Source organism: Ruminococcus flavefaciens ND2009, assembly GCF_000621785.1.
In the GTDB taxonomy this organism is placed as follows: domain Bacteria; phylum Bacillota; class Clostridia; order Oscillospirales; family Ruminococcaceae; genus Ruminococcus; species Ruminococcus flavefaciens_C.
The window spans coordinates 642,481-663,463 of sequence record NZ_KK211346.1; the positions used below are offsets into that span (position 1 = coordinate 642,481).

Annotated in this window: 16 protein-coding genes; 5 read left to right on the forward strand and 11 right to left on the reverse strand. The window is 47.1% G+C overall.

Features of this window, described 5'->3' with window-relative positions; genetic code table 11:
- Window positions 1–27 precede the first annotated feature (27 nt).
- The 3 genes from T488_RS0109850 to T488_RS0109860 all read right to left on the reverse strand — a co-directional run bounded on the left by T488_RS0109850 (window position 28) and on the right by T488_RS0109860 (window position 5,213).
- Window positions 28–2,124: a glutamine synthetase III gene (locus T488_RS0109850; protein ID WP_028520642.1), complete on the reverse strand. Its 2,097-nt coding sequence runs from the start codon at window positions 2,122–2,124 to the stop codon at window positions 28–30.
- A gap of 261 nt (window positions 2,125–2,385) precedes the next feature.
- Entirely contained in the window at window positions 2,386–4,323 is a 1,938-nt protein-coding gene (locus tag T488_RS0109855) for a polysaccharide biosynthesis protein (protein WP_037297683.1), read from the reverse strand.
- Window positions 4,324–4,697: 374 nt separating this feature from the next.
- Window positions 4,698–5,213: a nitroreductase family protein gene (locus tag T488_RS0109860; protein WP_028520644.1), complete on the reverse strand. Its 516-nt coding sequence runs from the start codon at window positions 5,211–5,213 to the stop codon at window positions 4,698–4,700.
- A gap of 197 nt (window positions 5,214–5,410) precedes the next feature.
- Between T488_RS0109860 and T488_RS0109865 the strand changes: the two genes are divergently transcribed.
- The 5 genes from T488_RS0109865 (at window position 5,411) to T488_RS0109885 (ending at window position 12,259) form a co-directional block, all read left to right on the forward strand.
- Window positions 5,411–7,831: a hypothetical protein gene (locus tag T488_RS0109865; protein WP_028520645.1), complete on the forward strand. Its 2,421-nt coding sequence runs from the start codon at window positions 5,411–5,413 to the stop codon at window positions 7,829–7,831.
- A 132-nt stretch (window positions 7,832–7,963) separates the two neighbouring features.
- Entirely contained in the window at window positions 7,964–9,577 is a 1,614-nt protein-coding gene (locus T488_RS0109870) for a sensor histidine kinase (RefSeq protein ID WP_028520646.1), read from the forward strand.
- A complete protein-coding gene (locus T488_RS0109875) occupies window positions 9,574–10,200 on the forward strand; it encodes a response regulator (RefSeq protein WP_028520647.1) in 627 nt (208 codons plus the stop codon). Before T488_RS0109870 ends, T488_RS0109875 begins: the two co-directional genes overlap by 4 nt.
- A 109-nt stretch (window positions 10,201–10,309) precedes the next feature.
- Window positions 10,310–11,632, forward strand: coding sequence for a threonine/serine ThrE exporter family protein (locus T488_RS0109880; protein ID WP_037297687.1), 1,323 nt, complete (start codon window positions 10,310–10,312; stop codon window positions 11,630–11,632).
- Window positions 11,633–11,647: 15 nt separating this feature from the next.
- Window positions 11,648–12,259: a hypothetical protein gene (locus T488_RS0109885; protein ID WP_028520649.1), complete on the forward strand. Its 612-nt coding sequence runs from the start codon at window positions 11,648–11,650 to the stop codon at window positions 12,257–12,259.
- A 40-nt stretch (window positions 12,260–12,299) separates the two neighbouring features.
- On the opposite strand, the gene T488_RS0109890 is transcribed toward T488_RS0109885, so the two are convergent.
- From T488_RS0109890 to T488_RS0109925, 8 genes are all read right to left on the reverse strand, one after another.
- Window positions 12,300–15,062 (reverse strand): ABC transporter permease, encoded by a 2,763-nt coding sequence (locus tag T488_RS0109890; protein ID WP_028520650.1) that lies wholly within the window; start codon window positions 15,060–15,062, stop codon window positions 12,300–12,302.
- A complete protein-coding gene (locus T488_RS0109895) occupies window positions 15,059–15,742 on the reverse strand; it encodes an ABC transporter ATP-binding protein (protein ID WP_028520651.1) in 684 nt (227 codons plus the stop codon). Before T488_RS0109895 ends, T488_RS0109890 begins: the two co-directional genes overlap by 4 nt.
- Window positions 15,743–15,855: 113 nt before the next feature.
- Complete coding sequence (locus T488_RS0109900; RefSeq protein ID WP_028520652.1) at window positions 15,856–16,860, reverse strand: sensor histidine kinase; 1,005 nt, start codon at window positions 16,858–16,860, stop codon at window positions 15,856–15,858.
- Between the two features lies 1 nt (window position 16,861).
- Complete coding sequence (locus T488_RS0109905; protein WP_028520653.1) at window positions 16,862–17,530, reverse strand: response regulator transcription factor; 669 nt, start codon at window positions 17,528–17,530, stop codon at window positions 16,862–16,864.
- A gap of 100 nt (window positions 17,531–17,630) precedes the next feature.
- The gene (locus T488_RS0109910; protein WP_028520654.1) at window positions 17,631–17,840 is read right to left on the reverse strand and encodes a hypothetical protein; all 210 of its coding nucleotides are present in this window, start codon (window positions 17,838–17,840) and stop codon (window positions 17,631–17,633) included.
- 76 nt (window positions 17,841–17,916) lie between these two features.
- A complete protein-coding gene (locus tag T488_RS0109915) occupies window positions 17,917–18,858 on the reverse strand; it encodes a DMT family transporter (protein WP_028520655.1) in 942 nt (313 codons plus the stop codon).
- Window positions 18,855–19,964 carry an ABC transporter ATP-binding protein gene (locus T488_RS0109920; RefSeq protein ID WP_028520656.1) on the reverse strand — a complete coding sequence of 370 codons (1,110 nt, stop codon included), beginning with the start codon at window positions 19,962–19,964 and terminating at the stop codon, window positions 18,855–18,857. Before T488_RS0109920 ends, T488_RS0109915 begins: the two co-directional genes overlap by 4 nt.
- Window positions 19,957–20,979: a FecCD family ABC transporter permease gene (locus T488_RS0109925; RefSeq protein WP_028520657.1), complete on the reverse strand. Its 1,023-nt coding sequence runs from the start codon at window positions 20,977–20,979 to the stop codon at window positions 19,957–19,959. Before T488_RS0109925 ends, T488_RS0109920 begins: the two co-directional genes overlap by 8 nt.
- Between the last annotated feature and the right edge of the window lie 4 nt (window positions 20,980–20,983).

Genomic DNA, 20,983 nt, shown 5'->3' on the forward strand with positions numbered 1-20,983 from the left:
GAGCCGCCCTGATGGGCGGCTTTCTTATTATACATTGTAGATTATCTCGGAATAGCAAGGGATAGGCCACTTTGCGGAAGGCATATTCAGCTCTATCTCATCAGCTATGCTTCTCATTATATCCATTTCAGCCAGAACTACATCGTGGAAGAACTCAGCCTGCTTCTGGATACCCTCAACAGCGTTTGCCTCGTTCACGCGCTGCTCAAGTCTCTCGATGGAATCATAGAAGCGGTCAGCAAGATCATTGAGCTTCTTGGCGATCTTCTCGTCAGTGTTGCAGGTAAAGCCGATCTGCTTCTTTGTTGCAATAGCATCACAGAGTGACTTAACGTGTTCCATTGTAGCGGGAAGAAGCTGTTTTCTTGCCATTTCGACCATTGTACGTGCTTCGATGCGGACTGTCTTGGAGTACTTCTCAAGATGGATCTCTTTTCTCGCTGTTACCTCGTTGAGGTTGTAGATCTCAAACTTGCGGAAGATACGAACATTCTTCTCGTCAGTGTAATGAGGCATACAGTCAACTGTGGAGGCATAGTTGGGAAGTCCTCTTCTCTCGGCTTCCTTTACCCACTCGGGTGAATAGCCGTCGCCGTTGAAGATTATCCTTCTGTGCTCCTTTATAACGCTCTTGAGGAGCTTTCTTACCTCGGCGTCAAAGTTGTCCTTGCCCTTGAAGGGTTCCAGTATCTCGGTGAACTGGCTCAGCTCCTCACAGACGATAGTGTTGAGAAGCACGTTGGGACAAGCGATATTATCGGAAGAACCGACCATTCTGAACTCAAAGCGGTTACCTGTGAAGGCAAAGGGTGATGTTCTGTTTCTGTCAGTGGAGTCTTTGGGGAATGAAGGAAGTGCGTCAACACCTATCTTGAAGGCTCTTGCCTCTGTCTTGTATACGGAATCGTCCTCGATAGCCTGTAATACAGCCTCAAGTTCTTCGCCCAGGAACATGGAAACGATAGCAGGAGGTGCCTCGTCAGCGCCGAGTCGGTGGTCGTTGCCTGCGGAAGCCGCAGAAAGTCTCATAAGATCGGCATACTCGTCAACGCCCTTGATAAGTGCGCAGAGTATGGTAAGGAACTGGAGATTGTCCATAGGTGTATCGCCGGGGTCAAGAAGGTTCTGACCGTCATTTGTGGACATGGACCAGTTATTATGCTTTCCTGAGCCGTTTACGCCCTCGAAGGGCTTCTCGTGGAGGAGACAAACAAGTCCGTGCTTGAGAGCCACCTTCTCCATGACCTCCATAGCCAGCTCATTCTGGTCTGTACCCAGATTTGAAGTAGTGAATATGGGAGCCATTTCGTGCTGTGCGGGAGCCACCTCGTTATGCTTGGTCTTTGAATATATGCCCAGCTTCCAGAGCTCCTCGTCAAGGTCTGCCATATAAGCAGCTATCCTCGGACGGAGATTTGCGAAGTACTGGTCGTCAAGATCCTGTCCCTTGGGAGGCTTCGCACCGAAAAGTGTTCTGCCCGTGAGGATAATATCCTCGCGCTGATCGTACATTTTCTTGTCGATAAGGAAATATTCCTGCTCGGCACCGACTGTGGAAGTAACTCTTGTAACTCTGTCGTTTCCGAAAAGCTTCAGGAAACGGACAGCAGTCTTGCTCAGTGCCTGCATTGAGCGGAGGAGAGGAGTTTTCTTGTCGAGAACTTCTCCTGTATATGAAACGAAAACTGTGGGGATATAGAGACTGCCTTCCTTTACGAAGCAGTATGAGGTAGGATCCCATGCAGTATATCCTCTTGCAGTGCTGGTCCTTCTGAGACCGCCTGACGGGAAGGAAGATGCGTCAGGCTCGCCCTTTACAAGAGCCTTGCCCGAAAACTCCATGATAGCCATGCCGTTGGGGGCGGGATTGATGAAGCAGTCATGCTTCTCGGCTGTAGAGCCTGTCATAGGCTGGAACCAGTGTGTGTAATGGGTAGCGCCTCGCTCTATCGCCCATTCCTTGATAGTATTGGCAACAACATCGGCTGTAGCCATATCAGCAAGAGGCTCGTTGTTCTGCATAGTCCTCTTGAGGGCTTTATAGACGTTTTTGGGGAGACGAGTCTTCATGACCTCCTCATTGAACACGTTACAGGCAAATATCTCGGGAATATTAACTGACATATACTTTCCTCCTCAGAGCATTCTCACTCTATATACAATACTCCATTATATTTAGAAATTATACCACTATTGCGTGGATTTGTCAATATCAGCAGCCCGTATGCTGCATACTTTTTATTGTTAGTACAAAATAAATATACCTCTTACACAAAAACGGTATATTTTGACAATATAAGGCTCTATTATGGCAAAAAATTACTGCCGTTCCTGTTAAGAACGGCAGTATATCCTGATCCCCTGAAAGGAATTCTATCGGACGAATTATGCGGACTCGACCTCTGTCTCCATGGTTTCCTTCTTCAGCTCCTTGCTGTTGAACTTCTCTGGAGTTGTAAAGGTCGGGACCATTTTATGAAGCGCATCCACAGCGATCTTCTCGTTGTTTCTGAGAGCGGCATTCCTCAGAAGATCAAGGCGGAAGGCAAAGGTAGCCTCGTCTATCTCTATCTGCTTGCCGATGAATATGAGCTTGTTGGAAGTCTTCTGGAGTCCCTCCTCGTTCATAAGGAGCTCCTCCTTTATCTTCTCGCCGGGACGAAGTCCTGTAAATCTTATCTCAACATCCTTGTAGGGCTCCTTGCCGTACATACGGATAAGGTTTTCAGCGAGAGTGACTATCTTTACAGGCTTGCCCATATCAAGAACGAATATCTCTCCGCCCTTTGCGATAGCAGCAGCCTCCATAACAAGGTTCACAGCCTCAGGTATGGTCATGAAGTACCTGATTATATCGGGATGTGTAACGGTAACAGGTCTTCCCTGCTCGATCTGCTTCTTGAACAGCGGGATAACAGAACCATTTGAACCGAGAACATTGCCGAATCTGGTGGTAACAAACTCTGTTCTGCCCTCATGCTGCTGAGCGAGGTACTGGACTATCATCTCGCAGCAGCGCTTTGAAGCTCCCATGACATTGGTGGGATTTACAGCCTTATCAGTTGAGATCATAACGAACTTTCCTACGTCATGATACTGTGCAAGAGTAGCTACATTGAAGGTGCCTATGATGTTGTTCTTTATGGCTTCCATAGGCGATACCTCCATCAGGGGAACGTGCTTATGAGCAGCGGCATGGAAGACAACATCAGGCTTGTAGGTGTCAAATATCTGATTCATACGGAAATAGTCCCTTACGGAAGCGATCAGGGTCACAAGCTTGAGCTCATCGCCGTACTCCATTTTCAACTCCTGCTCGATCTCGTAAGCATTATTCTCGTAAATATCAACTATGATTATCCTCTCGGGATCATACTTTGCGATCTGGCGGACAAGCTCCGAACCGATACTTCCGCCGCCGCCTGTGACCATGCAGACCTTGCCGCTGATAAAGTTCCTTATATCAGCATTATCGAAGGTAATGGGCTCGCGTCCGAGAAGATCCTCCACCCTGATATCGCGTATCTGGTGGATAATGGTCTTGTTCTTATCGTCAAAAACAAGATTGCCTATAAAAGGCACCACCTTTACGGGCACCTTGGTGTCCGAACAGATGTCAAGAATACGCTTTCTCTCGTCATCAAGACATGAGGGGATCGCAAAGAGTATCTGCTCTATCCTGCGCTCACGCACAAATCTGTGTATTTCGTTGGTAGTGCCGACTATCTCCACGCCGTCTATATCGGTGCCGACCTTATCCCTGTTGTCGTCGATTATACACACAGGATCGAATATAGTCACCTGCTTGTCCTCGGAATAGGGAGAATTCTGCGCATTATGTATCTCCTTGAGGATAGTCCTGCAAGCCTGTCCGCCGCCGATGATCATTGTACGCTTGCCGTTTACAGCCTTGGGCTTCACAAGGGTTATGAAAGCGCTCTTGAACAGGTATCTGAAAAGGCACACTCCCACAGTTATAACAGCGAGATGAACAAATGAGTAAAGAGGATAGAAGGTATTATCTATTATGTAAACTATAGACGCCGAAACGACTATACCTACTACCGCTCCGTAAATACAGGTGAGATAATCCCTGCTGTTGAAGTAACGCCACATCCTGCTGTAGGCGCCGGTGATAAGCAATCCGCCTGTGCAGCATATGGCACTGACTGCACCGGAAATAATAAGCCTGGATTCATCAATATCCTTACCCCAGAAAGAAAGAATGAAATTGGCGATCAATGCTGCAATACATACGATAAATACATCAGCGACTGCAAGAACGACCTTACGACATTTGAAGCTTCTGAACAAATCTTTCATAACGTATTCCCTCCAATTGGTCACAGTAAAAGCAGTGACCATTCACTGTACAAGATCATATTTGATTATATAAATAACACAAAATGTTTAATACAGTAAACCAATCTTTTTATAAATATATAAATCCCCATCTACGCTTATATAGTTTTATTATACTTTTTGTTGCATGAAAAAGCAATACAAAAAAAGAAATCCATAAAAATCATTGTCGAATTTCGTCATAATAGCCAAAGAAAGCTTAATTAATCAGTTTCAGTCTAACATTTTTGTCTTTTCACATTTTTATCACAAGTAAAAAGCCATGTATTATATACTATTCGTATATACAATAAAAATATATTTGCATATCTTTTATGTGCTGTCAGTTTTAAGGTTCATATGAACCTAACGATCTCTTCAACGCTCTTGTATTCACTGTGCATAGGAAGCGGCTTTGCCTCCTTTGAAGGATAGCCCATAGGCATTATCAGCACTGAACGCTCATTTTCCGGCAGTCCCAGTTCCTTCTCCAGCCTTGTATTGCTGAAATAATTCACCCAGCAGGTGCCTATTCCAAGCTCCCAGGCTTGCAGCATAACGTGAGATGCTGCAATACTCACGTCCTGTTCGCCCGTGTGGACGCCCTCTTCAAGGGGATTTTTCCAGTCCTCGGTCTTATCATAGGTAAAGACGAGCACTGTTTTCGCACCGAATATACATCTGCTGATCTCTCCCAGCTTTTTAAGCTTTTCCTCACTTTGTACTACATATATCCTCTGTGGCTGATAATTGCAGCCCGTAGGCGCAAGAACTGCCGCTCTCAGCAATATCTTCATATGTTCATCAGTTACGGGTCTGTCCTCAAAGTTCCTGACAGAGTATCTCTCTGCCGATAGTCTGATAAAGTCCATAAAAATCATCTCCTTGTGTCATATTATATCATCTGCGACTGTTTTTTTCAATATGAACAGCAATGGAACTTTATGGCAGACCAAATCAGTGACATTTGTCATTCAGAAAATGACGAATAACACCTTACCAAAATGCTGCGGAAATGTTATTATATAGTCACAGTAAACCACATCAAGCTAAAGAAAGGATGATGGATATGTTGAAAATATATATTATTATCGCTCTGTTTATAATAATCCCCTTTGCTCTGCCGTTTATCATAATCGCTATCGTCAGAGGAACAGGCAGGAATTCTTCATCGGGAGCTGCTGCTCCCCCTATGAGTCCTGTGAATATCCCGCCTATGTACACCAGACCCTATCCTCAGCTAAGAGCGCAGGCATCGCCTCTGCCTCAGCCTGCTCCGAAGTATGCTCCTCAGGTCCCCAGAAAGAAACACGATATGACAGTGTCAAATGTTCTGTTCCTTATCGGTACTTTATTCGTTGTCCTCTCTGGTCTTGCCTTCGGTGTTGCACAGTGGGTGCATACCTCACATTCGGGCAGAGTCGCCATTATCGCTGCGGCTGCCGCAGTAACATTTATCCTTAGCGCTGTAATCAAAAAGTTTCTCAATCTCTCAGGAACTGCGGTATCATTCTATATTCTCGGAACCGGCTTTATGTCTACGGCTCTTCTTACAGCAGGCTATTACAGCCTCATGGGCGGCTGGTTCAGCTTCCACGGCGGCGGCACCTTCGCTCTTCTGGCAGTTTCTACCGCTATGGCTGCTGCAATGATGTTCCTCGGCAATGGACTGTTCAGAAAGCTCCCGCTCTTCTACACTGCTCTTTCATGCACCGCTCTAACGATGCTCTTTATCGCCTTCCAGGCAGGAAGCACCATTGAAGGCACTGCACTTGTTCTTATTATTCTTCAGGCTCTGGTAACTGCTGTTATTTACGGCTCCAATAGTTCACGCAGCAGCAAATACGCTCTTCCATGCAGGCTCGTCGGCACAATCGCAGCTATTATCTACGGAGCTATCCCTTCAATGTATACGCTCTCAACTATCGCATATCCCACAGCACAGGGATACTTCATTTTTGCAGTTATTATCGCTCAGCTCATATTCTATGGCTTTTATAAGAAAATCGACGGACTTATCTACGGTGAATCGGCTGTAAGCCTCCTGCTGGCACTTATGATCGCACTGGATGTTTACAATGAATACGGCAGAAGATACTGCTGTCTCTGCTTCTTCGGCGCTGCATTTCTCCTCTATATCATACACCGTTTTGTCCCTAAATTCAGGCACATCTTCACAGAGAGCTTCACATTCGGCGCTGCCGTGACAGGTTCTGTTATTTGTCTGGCAAACGTTACGGAGTACGGATACATTCCCGAAATGCTTATTGCGATGCTTATGTCTGCTGTGATCGGAGCTTATGTTTTCAGCAAGAACAAGGGAATAAGCACAGCCGCAGGTATCACTGCTGTATTTCTCCCCTTGCTGATCTGCGGATCAGCTGCACGCATTGTCATCTCTGAAACAGGTCTGTCATCCATCTCAGCCAACACAATATGCTGGTGCTTCCTCGCTTTTATATTCACTTCTTCGGCTTTCATTTTAAAGGAAGTTACCGGAAAGGACGCCAAGGGGATCGAAGCTGCACGCTACACCGACCTTATTGCAGCAGGTGTGATACTTATCGCTGCTTCGGGCACCAACAGTCTCTATATTTTACCTGCCGCAGTTTGTCTTATCCACTTTGCTGTATCCAACAGGATGCGCTGTAACTTCACAGCACTTATGCCCGCATTAGCTCTTATTATCATCGCATATAAGGCTGTTTCGGAATATTCATCGGACGAGATAATAAAGCTTATCGTATTATCAGCCGTATTCCTTACTTATATGGGACTCTCAAGGCTCGTATATCCAAATGGAATACTCGTTAGCTCGGAAGAAAAAACTGCCGTTGATCCTCTGCTCTCCACAGGCTGGCTGGCTATCTTAATGATGAACGTTCCCTGCAGAAACTCCGCATTCTGTATGCTTATGGCTATGGCAATATATTCAGCCTGCTTCATCAAGAAGAAAACTCCGGATCACGTTTCATCTATTCTGCTTTCTGTCACAACTGCACTTACCGCTGCCGCACTTATCACACGCCCCTTCCTTATCCCTGATTCGGCTGAGATCTCAAGCAAGATAACCATCGCCATAGTTGCACTCACAGGTCTTGCCTGCCGCTTTATCTGGCACAAGTACACAGACGCCGCAAAGTATTCATCAAACGGCATATTCATCTTCTCATTTGCAGCTCTCCTCTTAGATGCTGTACACTTTGACAATGGTGCCAATACTATTTTTGTAATGGCTGTAATGATATTTGTACTCATTATATCCATCATGTCCAGATCAAAGACCTGGTTCATCACTTCATCAGCTTGTCTGCTGACGATAACCGTATATGCTACAAGAGAATACCTCATGGCTCTCAACTGGTGGATATACCTCTTCATTGCAGGCATGATACTCATCGGTCTTGCCGCAGTCAACGAATACTGCAAGAAAAACAATGAAACCCTTCGTTCGTCCGTCGCAAAGAGATTCAGCGGCTGGACCTGGTGATCCCTGTAACGCTCCGCAGCCTGCGGAGCGTTTTTTCTCAGCGCACCTCAAAGTATCACAAACGGGAACTTTAACTCCGCGCACTTGCTATTATCATATATTTATGTTATAATTCTTTTAAGGAGGTGTTATATGGCAAACACTATTGTTCCGGCTATACTTCTCTCACTCGGACTCTGCGGCATGATAGGTTCACTGACATGGGTCATCAGACGCGGAAATAAAAATACTCTCACAAGGCTTTTCATAAGCTGTCAGGTATCGATAGTCCTGTGGCTCATATCCGAACTTCTCATACTTTTTTCATACACCCGAATGCAGTACTGGATAAGCTACTCTATAGGCAATATGGGTATAAGCTGCTTCGGTCCTCTGTGGTTCATGCTCTCTGCGGAATACTCCGATGCAGGACCAAGAGTGAAGAAAACGCTCCGTCTTCTCCCACTTATTACTATAGCAGCAATTATCCTGACATTCACTAATCCATGGCACCATCTGTACTATTCTGTCTTTGAAGCAGGTCACGTTGAATACGGTCCGATGTTCTACGTTTTCCAGGTCATATATTATATATGTATAATCGCAGGTATAACTGTTATCTGCCTTAAACACACCAAACGCTCTGACCAGATCACCAAGCAGTCAATACTGCTGATACTGTCGGCAGCTATCCCCCTGGGTATCAATACACTTTCACTTGCAGGAATTTTCAAGTCAAAGGCTACTCTTACTCCCCTGTTCTTCGGTCTCTCAAGCCTGCTCATAATTATAGCTCTCGGAAGATACGGGCTTCTCAATATCAATAATATCGCTATCCGCGACACTATCAATAACATCAACAATGGTGTAATGATATTCGATATAAACAACAATGTCTCCTATAAAAACAAATATGCAGATTCGATCCCCTTCCTTTCGGGGGTGACTGATACTCAGCAGTTCATAAACACGCTCTCGGCTGCTTCAGGACAGACGGTGCCGGAGGATTTTTCCTCAGTTGAGATCAGAGTCGGTGACCAGTTCTACAACCTGAGACAGTCCTACTGCGAAAACCAGAGAGGCAACAGAGTCGCAAGCATCATCACAGTCAGTAATGTTACAGAGTACCATGATCTGGCTTCCGCGGAAAAGAAGCTCAGCCTCGAACAGGAGCGCAACCGCATAGCTCAGGAAATGCACGACTCGGCAGGACATACCTTCACAATGATAAGCTCGCTGGCAAAAATGCTCAGGTTTGAAGCCGAAAAGGACTCCCCTGATGTCGCCTCCATGCTCGGCAATATAACCGAGATAGACGGTCTTTCACGAAGCGGCGTAACCCAGCTCCGCTGTACCATAAACAATCTCAGGGATGACGAATTCATGACATCGGTCACCAAGGCTGTCCAGACCGTAATAACCGCTGTCCGCGGCGTAGAAACGGAGCTCTGCATACAGGGCGACGAGGACGAAAGATACAGCTTCTGTATCAGGGAAATGTACGACAACTGCCGCGAGACTGTCACCAACGCTCTGAGATACTCAGAGGCGAGCCGTATAGATATTATCCTCAAATTTCTCGATGACCGCCTTGAGATGTATATTCTCGACAACGGAAAGGGCTGTAAGAAAATATCCGAGCACAACGGTCTCCGCGGCATAAGAGAACGCACAGAGGCTCTCGGCGGCACCGTCAGATTTTCCTCGGTAAAGGGAGAAGGCTTCAATACAATGATAAAAATTCCGATAAAAGAGGTGCAGAAATGATCAATATTATACTTGCCGATGACGTTCAGATACTCCGCGCAGGTCTGAAGGCTGTGCTTGCAGGCGACAGCGAGCTGAATGTTGTGGGAGAGGCTTCAAACGGAAAGGAAGCCTATGAGATGAGCATAAGACTAAAGCCCGATGTGGTCCTCATGGATATGCGTATGCCCGACTATGACGGGGGCTACGGCACAAGAAAGATAAAGGACACCCTCCCCGATGTAAAGGTGCTGGTGCTCACTACTTTTGATGACAAGGAGACCGTTGACAAAGCAATTGCCAGCGGCGCTGACGGCTATATCCTCAAGGAAATGGACAACGATAAGATAATCAACTCCATAAAGGCTGTGGCAGGCGGTATAAACGTATTCTGCGACAACATCTTCCGCTCCATAAAAAAAGATGTTTATGTTCAGCAGGATGCTAAAAACTTTGACCTCACCGACCGTGAGATAGACTTTTTAAGGCTCATATGCGACGGTGCCGACAATAAGGAGATAGCTTCCAAGCTTTTCCTTGCCGAAGGTACCGTAAGGAACGGAATCTCACGCCTTCTGGAAAAACTTGGACTTAAAGACCGTACTCAGCTTGCAGTCTTCGCCATAAAGAACAACATAATTTAAACAAAAAACGGAGCTTTCAGGGCTCCGTTTTTTTATGTGACAGTGTTGCATTTCATCGCTAAAGGTGGTATAATACACATTGGTCCAACTAATTAAAAAGGAGTGCTTTATGAGTAAATTCAGAAAACAGCATATGTCAATAGACTGGCATGAGATAGTTGACAGCGAAAGCATGGAGCCTGCTATAAACGCCTCTCTCAAGGAAAAGGCGACTCTTGTGGGCAGAATAGGACTGATGATGCTATCTGTGGGCACCGCCGCCTGGCGTGTAAGAGCTTCTATGAACAAGCTTGCCCGAGCATTGGATATAACCTGCAATGCGGACATAGGTCTGCTGTCAATAGAATATACCTGTATCGGCAACGGTGAGACCTACACCAACGCCATTTCACTGAACAATACGGGCGTCAACACCGACAAGCTGAACGAGCTTGAAAACTTCGCCGACGGTTTCGCTGAGCGCGCAGGTAAATACTCCGTTCAGCAATTCCACATGATACTGGATAAATTCCAGGATATGAAGGGCAACTACAAGGCATGGAACCTGGGACTGGCTTCTGCTCTCGCCTGCTGCGCCTTCACCTTCCTTCTCGGCGGTGGTATCGTTGAGATGATATGTGCCTTCTTCGGTGCAGGCATCGGAAACTTCGTACGCAAGAAAATGCTTGAAAAACAGATAACCCTCTTTGCCAATGTGGCTGTGGGAGTTGCCTCTGCCTGCTGTACTTATGTGCTGTTCATCAAGCTGGCAGAGCTGATGCTGAATGTCTCCGATATACATCAGGCAGGATATATCTGCTCGATGCTGTTCGTTATTCCGGGATTTCCGCTCATTACAGGCGGTATGGACCTGGCAAAGCTGGATCTCCGCTCCGGAATAGAACGAGTCACCTATGCCCTGCTCATAATCCTTGTGGCTACGCTGACGGGCTGGGTAACTGCACTGATATTCAACTTTCACCCACAGGACTTTGAATCCTATCAGCTTGATCCCCTGCTCCGCTTCGCAATAACGATGATAACCAGCTTCTGCGGTGTTTACGGCTTCTCACTTATGTTCAACAGCACCCGTAAAATGGCAGCAACAGCAGGTCTTATCGGTATGATAGCCAATACGCTCCGCCTTGAGCTTATCGACATGGCAGAGATACACGTTGGTCTTGCCGCTTTCATAGGTGCCCTTACAGCAGGTCTCCTTGCTTCAGCTATACACCACTGGATAGGCTACCCGAGAATAACACTGACAGTTCCTTCTATCGTTATTATGGTGCCGGGAATGTTCATGTACAAGGGAATTTACTATATCGCTCTCAATGATATTGCAACAGGCGGACTCTGGCTCACAAAGGCAGTCCTTATCGTTGCCGCCCTTCCTCTGGGACTTATATTCGCAAGGATAATCACTGACAAGAACTTCCGCAAAAGCAGCTGATATGGAGGGTAACTCATGAAAAGACAGCTTGTCCTTTTGTCAGTCGCTGTGATGTGCGTTTTGTCAGGCTGTAACAAGGTGACCTTCACCGAGAATACCGCAGCTGTGACTACAGAGGCTGTGACCGTACCGACCACCGAAGCCGAAACGACAACAGCAGTACCAACAACAGCCGCTCCGACCGATGCAACCGAGACCGTAACGGATTATGCTGCATATGATACCTCTCTCCTCAGCTCTCCCGAGGATATTGGTCTTCACGATACCGACGGAGATGGTGTGAATTACATTTTCAGCTACGGCGGAGAGGAATTCTGTGCCCTGTGCGAGCCTGAAAACTGGCATATTACCGACTCCTGCAAGATAGTCGATGAAGATGACATACTCATGATATGTCAGGCGCTTATCGCTGTTCACCCTATACACAGCGCAGATATGCAGAGCTACAGGACTGCCGAGGATATGGCATTTGAGTGGCATCAGCATAACCTCGCTTACAGCTTGCTCCCTGACGGCTCTGAATGGAAAAGCAATGCCAGAGATGTTGACCTTGATTCTAAGGACGAGGGCAAGGGATTGCTTGACTTCCTCATGGACAGACTGGACAGCAATGAACAAACCGAATAACATGAAAAAGCCGCAGTTTTATCTGCGGCTTTTGTTTATATCAAAGGTTTTCGTTTTTAAGTGCATCTATGGGGTTATCCTTCTTTATTTTGCTCATGGAGAACATCATAGTGGAGAACACCACAAGGAATACGCTGAGTACTGCAACTGCAACTGCTACCCACGGAACAAAGAAGGATGTGTCTATACCTTCATTGATAGAGAGATAGATGAGATAGGTCACGCCCACTGATACGGGAAGTCCGTACAGAAGTGCCTTTGTTCCGTAAAGCAGGCACTCGTAGTTCAGCATTCTTCTCATGCCCTTTGCTGTCATTCCCACGGATTTCAGCATTGCGAACTCTCTGCGGCGGAGATTGATATTGGTGGTTATGGTATTGAATACATTTGCTGCGGCGATAAGTGAAATAAGTACGATAAATCCGTATGCGAATACTTTGATGATGACTATCATGCTGCGCTCTGACTCAATGCTCTCTGCGTAGTTCCAGAACTCTCCGTCGGGAATTCCGTTTTCCTTGAGTGTAGTTTTCAGTGCCTCATAGCCTGCCTTGGTATCGTCGGCATTTATAGCATATTCATACGAGTACATATCATTAGTATAATCTCCGAGGATCTCTTTTCTGAGACTGTATGGGTATATCACGGACACTCCATATGAGCTTACAAAATAAGGACGCTTATCCGTTACCTTTCCTATATGCATTGTAATATCTTCAAGGCACTCATCATATGGGACGTACTTTTTGTCAAGCTCATCCTCAATGTTTACATATATTGCGCTGTCTATATAATCACCACTATAATAATATCCTTCTATTTTCTTGTTTTTCAGGAGCGTTATGTCGAAATCATCTTTATTGAATACCTTTGTCCGCTCCATCCTTCCGCTCTTTTCATTAAAGAGAAGAGTATTGTCAACAAGTATTCCGAGGGGATGATCTTTATTCATGAACTCGCTTTCAGATAATCCTTCGCTTTTAAGAAGCTGTCTGAAAGTATCATCATCAACATAATAAAAATGCTGATCAATTAATCTGAATCCGTCATGATCAATTTGTTCATTTGTCTCGTCATACATACCACCATTTTTTTTGGTATAATCCTCTTGTATATTACTTTCATCAGTATACACTCTGAAGCCATAATCACTTAAATAGAAAGCTGAGTCGGTAATATGCTCGGTATTTTTAATACAGTGGAGTATCTCAAGAGGATCATCAGATGCGTCCTCAACGCCATCGGGCTCATATACATTAAGAATATAGTCCATTCCGAAAGAATTATTTGCGTCCTTTATTGCATCTACAAGATATGCCGTGAAGGAGTATGCCGAAATAAAGAGCACTATGCTCAGGAAAAGACTGATAATGGTCGCACGGTACTTCTTCTTGCTTCTCTTGAAATACTTGTGTGCAAGCACACCGGATACGCCAAAAAGCTTCTGGATTATCTTGGGAGTCTTTATGTGCTTCTTCTGCTTTATGTCCTTGCTCTGGCGGATAGCTTCTACTGCTGTTATCCTTGTGGCTCTGATAGATGGAATCCATGCAGAGATCATTATGGTCACAAATGCGATAACACAGGCTGCTGCGATAGCTATGGGCGATATACAGATACGCATTGGCTCGGGATAATGGTCTCCCACAAATGCAGAGAACCTGCTTCCGATTGCAAGGAAGGTCACCCACATACCCACTATTCCAAGAATTATACCCAGAGGGATACCGATAGCACCAAGGGAGATCGCTTCAAAGCGTACCATCTTACGGAGCTGCTTCTTGGTGGCTCCTATGGAGGAGAGAAGTCCGAACTGCCTCGTCCTGTCGGCTACTGAGATAGCAAACGCATTGTATATCAGCATTATGGAGCCGAACATGATGAGCCCGATAACTACGGCAGCAAGTCCGTATATCATGCTGTAGAAAGTCTTGTACCTTGATACACCGCTGAACATGAGAAGGTCGGAATGAGTCCTGCCCTCAAGATGATTTTCCTTCATGAAGTCATAGATATCCTTCATGTTGTTCATGCGGTAGTATACTGTGAACATAGTATCATCGGTGTACTCATCGGGAACTGTCAGTGCGGTATAGCCTGCACAGTATATGTCCTCAAAATCAGGGCGCTCATAAAAACCGACAACCGTATATTCTCTGGTCTCTCTTACATCGAGTTTTTCTACCGAGATCGCGTCGCCGTCCTCATCATCAAATCCCTGAAAAGGATTTTCCTGTGTAAGGATAATATTGCTTACAGCCTCATCGGGAATGTCTATATATTCGGGAATATCCGCAATTCCCTTGACTTTCTCGGGAGCAGGCTTTCTGTCGCCTATTTCGAGAGTGAGCTTGTCGCCCTCATGGAGCTCCACTTCACCGTTTGCGCTGAGATGTTCGGGAAGAAGTATCTCGCTGCTGTTCTCGGGCATACGTCCCGAGATCATGTGTATGGGGATTATTCCCGTCTCGTCTTCCTCATAACCCGAGATGTAGAGATAGGGCTTGTAGCTGTTAGTGCTGTCGATCTCAGCGTAACCGATATAGCTCAGGACTCCTGTGTCCTTGACCTTGTCGGAGCCTTCTATTATGTCGTATGTAGCCTTGTCTGTATACTGTTCAAGTCCGTGCCACTTTCCTTCGGTGTATTCGTAATACCCGATAGCAAAGTTCCTTGCAGAGGCAAAAGATGTAGTAACAGCACATATAAGCGCCGTGGAAAGCATGATACCTATTATAGTTACGATAGTACGCGCTTTGTTCTTCTTCAGAGACTGGAGCGTTACCTTGTTGAAGATCTTCATTTGCGGATCACCTCGTCGCGTGTTATCCTGCCGTCCTCTATGGCAAGGATACGGTCAGCCTGAAGGGCGATGTTCTCGTCATGGGTGATGATGATAAGTGTCTGGTTATACTTCTTGTTTGATGTCTTCAGCAGGTCTACGATCTCCTTGCTGTTCTTGCTGTCAAGATTTCCTGTAGGCTCGTCTGCGAGGACTACCGCAGGAGCGTTCATCAGCGCTCTGCCTATGGAAACTCTCTGCTGCTGACCGCCCGAGAGCTGATTGGGAAGATGGTCTTCGCGGCCCTTGAGCTTTAATATGTCAAGAAGCTCGTTCAGCCTCTCCTCATTTACCTTCTGACCGTCCATGAGTACAGGAAGGGTGATGTTTTCGGTGACATTGAGCACCGGGATAAGGTTGTAGAACTGATAGATGAGTCCCACCTGTCTGCGGCGGAAGATAGCAAGCTGTTCATCGTTCTGGGCATAGACGTCGCTGCCGTCCATGAACACCTTTCCGGAGGTGGGCTTGTCAACTCCTCCGAGGATATGGAGCAGTGTGGACTTTCCCGAACCCGAAGGACCGATTATCGCAACAAATTCTCCTTTATTCACTGAAAAGCTAACATTGTCAAGAGCGCGGACCTGGTTTTCACCGCTGCCGTATGTCTTGCAAAGATTTTCGACTCTTAATATTTCCATGAGTGTAACTTCCTTTCTGAGTTTATGTGTATATCTTACCACGTCAATATGACACAGCGGTGACTTAAAAATAACAAATCTGTCACCAAAGAAAAAGGCAGGTAATACCTGCCTTATACTGTACTTTCATAAATCCTTATAGTGAACATGGCACCGCCGCCGGGAGCATTTTCCGCTTTTATGGTACCATTCTGCTCTGTAACTATCATTCTCGCAAGTGCCAGACCAATTCCGAATCCGCCCTTGTCGCCCGAGGCTCTGCCCTTATAGAACCTCTCAAAGATGTGAGGCAGGTCATCGTCTGAGATACCGCTGCCGCTGTCGGTTATTATTATCTCGGAATAAAGGGGATTACAGTTTCCGCTTACGGTTATAGTGCCGCCGTCGGGAGTGTGCTCCATGCAGTTCTTGACTATATTACCGATAGCCTCACAGGTCCAGGAAATGTCACAGTCAAGCTCACCTTCGGCTGTAACGCCGAGCTCCTGACCGCGAAGCTCAATAGGTACACGTACAGGCATACACGCCTTGTCAAGAAGCTCCTGCATGGTCACCTTTTCCTTGTGGAATTTTATAGTGCCAGCATCAAGCTTTGACATTTTCAGCAGTGCGGTTATGAGCCAGTCTATACGCGAGAGAAGCCCGTAGAGCTTGTGAATGGTCTGCTCTCGCTTCTCCTCAGACATCTCCGGATCTGAGATCATGGATACAAGTATATTTATAGAGGTGAGCGGAGTCCTTATCTGGTGGGAGATGTCGGCAAGAAGGTCGGCAAGATAGACCTTGTCCTGCATGAGTCCCGACTGCTGCTCGCGGAGACGGATAGTCATCTTGTAGACCTCGCTCTGGAGCACTCCGATATCACCCTCGGAATAATTCTCGATACTGATGTTTTCCTCGCCGTGGAGTATCCTGTCTATATCGGTTGAAAGCTTTGTTATCCTCCTGTAGCGCAGAAAGGCTGAAACGAGATAGACGGCTATGAATGCACTGCCAAACAAGATCACGGGTATTAACAGCTTCCTGTCATAGAACAATGCGGCGATAAGTGCGGCTGCTGTTATGGCAGCCATTACGGCTGCGGTTCGCTTTATCTCGGTATTTCGCAAAAACTTCATATCAGTCCACCCTGTAGCCCAGACCTCTTACGGTCTTTATTATAGCAGGATCCGAGGGATCGTTCTCGATCTTCTCACGCAGACGCTTTATGTAAACCGTGAGGGTGTTATCGTTGACGAATTCACCTGCGATGTCCCAGATAGACTCAAGAAGCTTGGTCCTGGTCATTACTGCTCCCCTGTTGTTGATGAATACAAGGAGAAGCCTGTATTCCAGCGCCGACAGGAAAAGATCCTTGCCGTTCTTGCTGGCAGTTCCCTTTACAGTATCTACAAGTACGTCGCCAAGCTGAGTTACCGAACCTGTGCTGCCCGTAAGTCTCAGCACATTCTTGATACGAGACACCAGCTCACGGGGACGGAATGGCTTGGCGATATAGTCATCGGCTCCCAGATCAAAGCCCGTAACTGTGCTGAATTCATCGCCCGAAGCTGTGAGGAATATGACCGGCAGGCAGGTGTTTGCCTTTATGGCTGAGCAGACTGCAAAGCCGTTTCCCTCTGCCAGTGACACATCAAGGAGCACAAGGTCGAAGGTGTCGTTTTCCACCATTTCAAGAGCTTTTGTCTGTCCGTTGGCATTTTTTACGATAAAGCCCTCGCCTGTGAGAAATTCGGTGAGATTGGCTATTATTTCCTTATCATCTTCTACAAGCAGTATTCTGTTCATTTTGTTTCAGCTCCCTTGTTTTTATATTCTCTATAATACCACAAACTTACAGAAATTGCAACTGCCGCGAAAAAAAGCAGCTCCTGCGAGCTGCTTTTCTCTAATTGATGCTAACGAAAAATTTTACATCTGCCTTTGCTCCGGAAGTTGTGACCTCTTCCTCTGACGCAGACTCAGTTTCAGCCTGGTCAGCAGGCGAAACATAGATCACAGAGCCGTCTTCATCCTCGGGCATTGCTATATCTGTTCCGCATGAACAGAGCATGGATACCGAGGTGATCAGTGTTAATACAGACAGGATTTTCCTCATATCATTACCCCCATATTTCATATCGCTATCATAATAATCCACAATCCTTAAAGCAATCTTAAATTAGTCTTAAAGTTCAGACTTTTTCTTTATTTTTCAGAACGGGTGCAAAATTCACTGTCACTATGCCCAGAGCTACAAGTCCGAGAGCTGCTATAACATGGAGCGGTCCCGCAGCACTTCTCTCGGAAAGCAGCAGAAATGACAGTATAACGCCGAAAACAGGATTCATAAAGCCGAATACCGAGATCATGGACACGGGATTGTGCTTCAGCAGTGTTCCCCAAATGGAGAAGGCTGCAGCAGAAACTATGGCAAGATATACAAGCATTGCCATGCCGCGGAAGTTTATCTCGCCGATACGTCCGCCAAGAGCAAGTCCCAGAGCAGTCATGAAGGAGCCGCCTATGATGAACTGCCAGCCGCTTAGCATAACAGGATCCTCCTCGGAGGAAAAGCGCTTTATCAGAGCTGCTGAAAAAGCGTAAGACAGAGCCGACAAAAACACGAAGCCCTCACCTGTAAAGCTGAATCCGCCGCCGATACCGCTGAGATTTATGAGAACTACTCCCGAAAATCCGACAATACAGCCCAGCACCTTTCTGAAGGTCAGCTTCTCTGTACGGAATATCAGCGATGCCACAAGTATGGACAGAAACACATTTGAAGCTGTGATAACAGAGCTCTTCATGCCTGTGCTGCGGGCAAGTCCGATATAGAAGAAGGTGTATTGCAGTATAGTCTGAAAAAGTGACAGCAATGCCGCCTTCGGCAGTGACTTTCTTGTGGGGAAAAGAAGCTTTCGGGCTGTTATGCTTCCTATTACTATGGCAAGGACTCCCGCCAGTGTGAAACGCAGACCTGCATAGAGTATCTGGGAAGCCGTATCGTCAGAACCGATGGCGGAATAGCCGTACCCAAGCTTTATACAGGGAAAAGCGCTTCCCCACAGCAGACAGCACAGCATTGTAAGCGGAATCACTGCCGCTTTTTTAGTAAGTACAGAGCCCTCTTTCATATATTCTCCTCGTTTTCAAGTATTCCCAGTGATGCAGCCTCACGGGCAAGGCTGCGGCAGCCATCGTTCATGGTACCGAATCGCTTTACAGTGCAGACCGCTCTGCCGCATTTCTTCATGAGCTCAGATGCTTCTGCAAGTTTTTCCTCTGATATGGCTTCAAAAGCTTTCTCTGTCACTACCTCCGCCCCGAGAGCTGCTGCAACGGGATACTCAATGTCATTTTCGTGTATGACACCCACAGCGAAAGGGACTCCTCTGCGTCTGAGACGCCGGTACAGAGCGATACCGCTTCCGCCGCCGCCTATTATGAATATCTCCGGCTCACCGATAACAGGTGCAAGCTCGGGAGAGCCGTAAGCCTCGCAGAAGCTGCCCTCGGGAACGCCATAGAGCTTCCCGATATAGCCGCCGGAGAATATCTCCTCGGGGGTGCCTGTCCTGTCGGGAGCCGAGTCCCTGATGCAGAGTATCCTGTCGGAAACACGCTGCGCAAGCTCCAGCTCATGGAGGGAGAGTATCACGGCTATATTCTGCTCGGAAGCCAGTCTTTTCAGCAGGTCCATAAGCTCCAGCTTCGCCCTTATATCCAGGAATGTGGTGGGCTCGTCAAGAATGAGCACATCGGGTCTGCGGCAGATAGCCCCTGCCAGAAGCACCCTCTGGCGCTGACCGTCGCTTATCCTGTCAAAATCACGGTCCGCAAGCTCGGAGACTCCAACAAGCTCCATAGCCTGTGTGACAAGCTGGCGGTCTTCAGAGGAAAGCAGTCCGAGTCTGCCTGTATATGGATAGCGTCCCATTTCAACCACATCTATGCACCGCATATATTCGGTCTTTACCCTGCCCGTAAGAAGAACCGAGACCTTCCTTGCAAGCTGATTGCCGCTGAGTTCGCTGAGTTTTTTTCCGTCGATGTAAACTGTTCCCCCAAGGGGATCAAGCTGGCGGCAGAGAGTTTTCAGCACCGTGGACTTTCCCGCGCCGTTTGGTCCTATGAGGGTGAGTATCTCTCCACGCCGTGCTTCAATAGTGAGTCCGCCCACTATCACCTTTTTCCCGTAGCCTGCGGAAAGCTCTTCCGTGCGGAGTATCATGTCAGCCATTAACTCTCCCCCTCTCTCTGTGAAGCAGCATATACACCACAACAGGTGCGCCGAAAACTGCGGTAACAGTGCTGATACTCAGCTCTGTGGGAGCGAAAAGTGTCCTTGTTATAAGGTCGCAGAACAGACAGAACACCGAACCTCCCAGGAAACAGGCAGGCAGTATACGCACGGGCTTCGCTGTACCGAATATGCTTTTTATAACGTGGGGAACTGCTACTCCAACAAAGGAGACAGGTCCCGCAAAGGCGGTAACACAGGCAGAAAGAATACTTGAAAGCAGTATCAGTGCGGCGCGGAAAGCCTTTACCCTTACACCAGAATTCACTGCATAGCTCTCGCCCAGCTGATAGGCGTTCATTGGCTTTGACAGAAGAAATGACGCAATACAGGCAGGAAATACCACTGCTGCCGCTGTGAGGGCTTCTCCCCTGCCTATGCCCGAAAAGCTTCCCATAGACCAGTTGTGAAGGTTCACGATGTTGGAGTCGTCGGAGAAATTCACCACCAGCTCTGTGATTGAGGAGCAGATATAGCCTATCATGACTCCGCAGACGATGAGCACCGACATACGCTTTACCCTCCCCGAGATCATGAGGACTATGCCCATGGACAGCATAGCTCCCACAAAGGCGGCACCTATCATTCCGAAGGAGCTGACTGCAAAGCCCTGTGACAGGGACAGTACCATCAGCAGCGCCACCGTGAGCTTTGCTCCGGAGGATATTCCCAGTATATAGGGACCTGCAATAGGATTTGCGAAGAAGTTCTGGAGCAGAAATCCCGATACCGCCAGCGCTCCGCCAAGAATAGCCGCAGCCGCGGTTCGGGGCAGTCTCAGCTGAGTGATGATGTTATAGGCTATCTTGTCTGACTCAGGATCCGCAAGGGTGCTTCTCAGCCTTGAAAGAGTTATATCTGCACTTCCTGCGCATATATTCACCACAGCAAGGACTATGAGCAGCACAGCCAGCACTGTATATCCTGCTGCAAGGCGGAACCTCTGAGTCTTCATTTTC

Excerpts from the sequence above, each read along its gene's own strand:
- T488_RS0109890 (WP_028520650.1), bottom strand. The coding sequence starts at position 15,062 with ATGAAGATCTTCAACAAGGTAACGCTCCAGTCTCTGAAGAAGAACAAA.
- T488_RS0109860 (WP_028520644.1), bottom strand. The coding sequence starts at position 5,213 with ATGGACTTTATCAGACTATCGGCAGAGAGATACTCTGTCAGGAACTTT.
- T488_RS0109925 (WP_028520657.1), bottom strand. The coding sequence starts at position 20,979 with ATGAAGACTCAGAGGTTCCGCCTTGCAGCAGGATATACAGTGCTGGCT.
- T488_RS0109920 (WP_028520656.1), bottom strand. The coding sequence starts at position 19,964 with ATGGCTGACATGATACTCCGCACGGAAGAGCTTTCCGCAGGCTACGGG.
- T488_RS0109855 (WP_037297683.1), bottom strand. The coding sequence starts at position 4,323 with ATGAAAGATTTGTTCAGAAGCTTCAAATGTCGTAAGGTCGTTCTTGCA.
- T488_RS0109875 (WP_028520647.1), top strand. The coding sequence starts at position 9,574 with ATGATCAATATTATACTTGCCGATGACGTTCAGATACTCCGCGCAGGT.
- T488_RS0109905 (WP_028520653.1), bottom strand. The coding sequence starts at position 17,530 with ATGAACAGAATACTGCTTGTAGAAGATGATAAGGAAATAATAGCCAAT.
- T488_RS0109910 (WP_028520654.1), bottom strand. The coding sequence starts at position 17,840 with ATGAGGAAAATCCTGTCTGTATTAACACTGATCACCTCGGTATCCATG.
- T488_RS0109880 (WP_037297687.1), top strand. The coding sequence starts at position 10,310 with ATGAGTAAATTCAGAAAACAGCATATGTCAATAGACTGGCATGAGATA.
- T488_RS0109850 (WP_028520642.1), bottom strand. The coding sequence starts at position 2,124 with ATGTCAGTTAATATTCCCGAGATATTTGCCTGTAACGTGTTCAATGAG.
- T488_RS0109870 (WP_028520646.1), top strand. The coding sequence starts at position 7,964 with ATGGCAAACACTATTGTTCCGGCTATACTTCTCTCACTCGGACTCTGC.
- T488_RS0109885 (WP_028520649.1), top strand. The coding sequence starts at position 11,648 with ATGAAAAGACAGCTTGTCCTTTTGTCAGTCGCTGTGATGTGCGTTTTG.
- T488_RS0109900 (WP_028520652.1), bottom strand. The coding sequence starts at position 16,860 with ATGAAGTTTTTGCGAAATACCGAGATAAAGCGAACCGCAGCCGTAATG.
- T488_RS0109865 (WP_028520645.1), top strand. The coding sequence starts at position 5,411 with ATGTTGAAAATATATATTATTATCGCTCTGTTTATAATAATCCCCTTT.
- T488_RS0109895 (WP_028520651.1), bottom strand. The coding sequence starts at position 15,742 with ATGGAAATATTAAGAGTCGAAAATCTTTGCAAGACATACGGCAGCGGT.
- T488_RS0109915 (WP_028520655.1), bottom strand. The coding sequence starts at position 18,858 with ATGAAAGAGGGCTCTGTACTTACTAAAAAAGCGGCAGTGATTCCGCTT.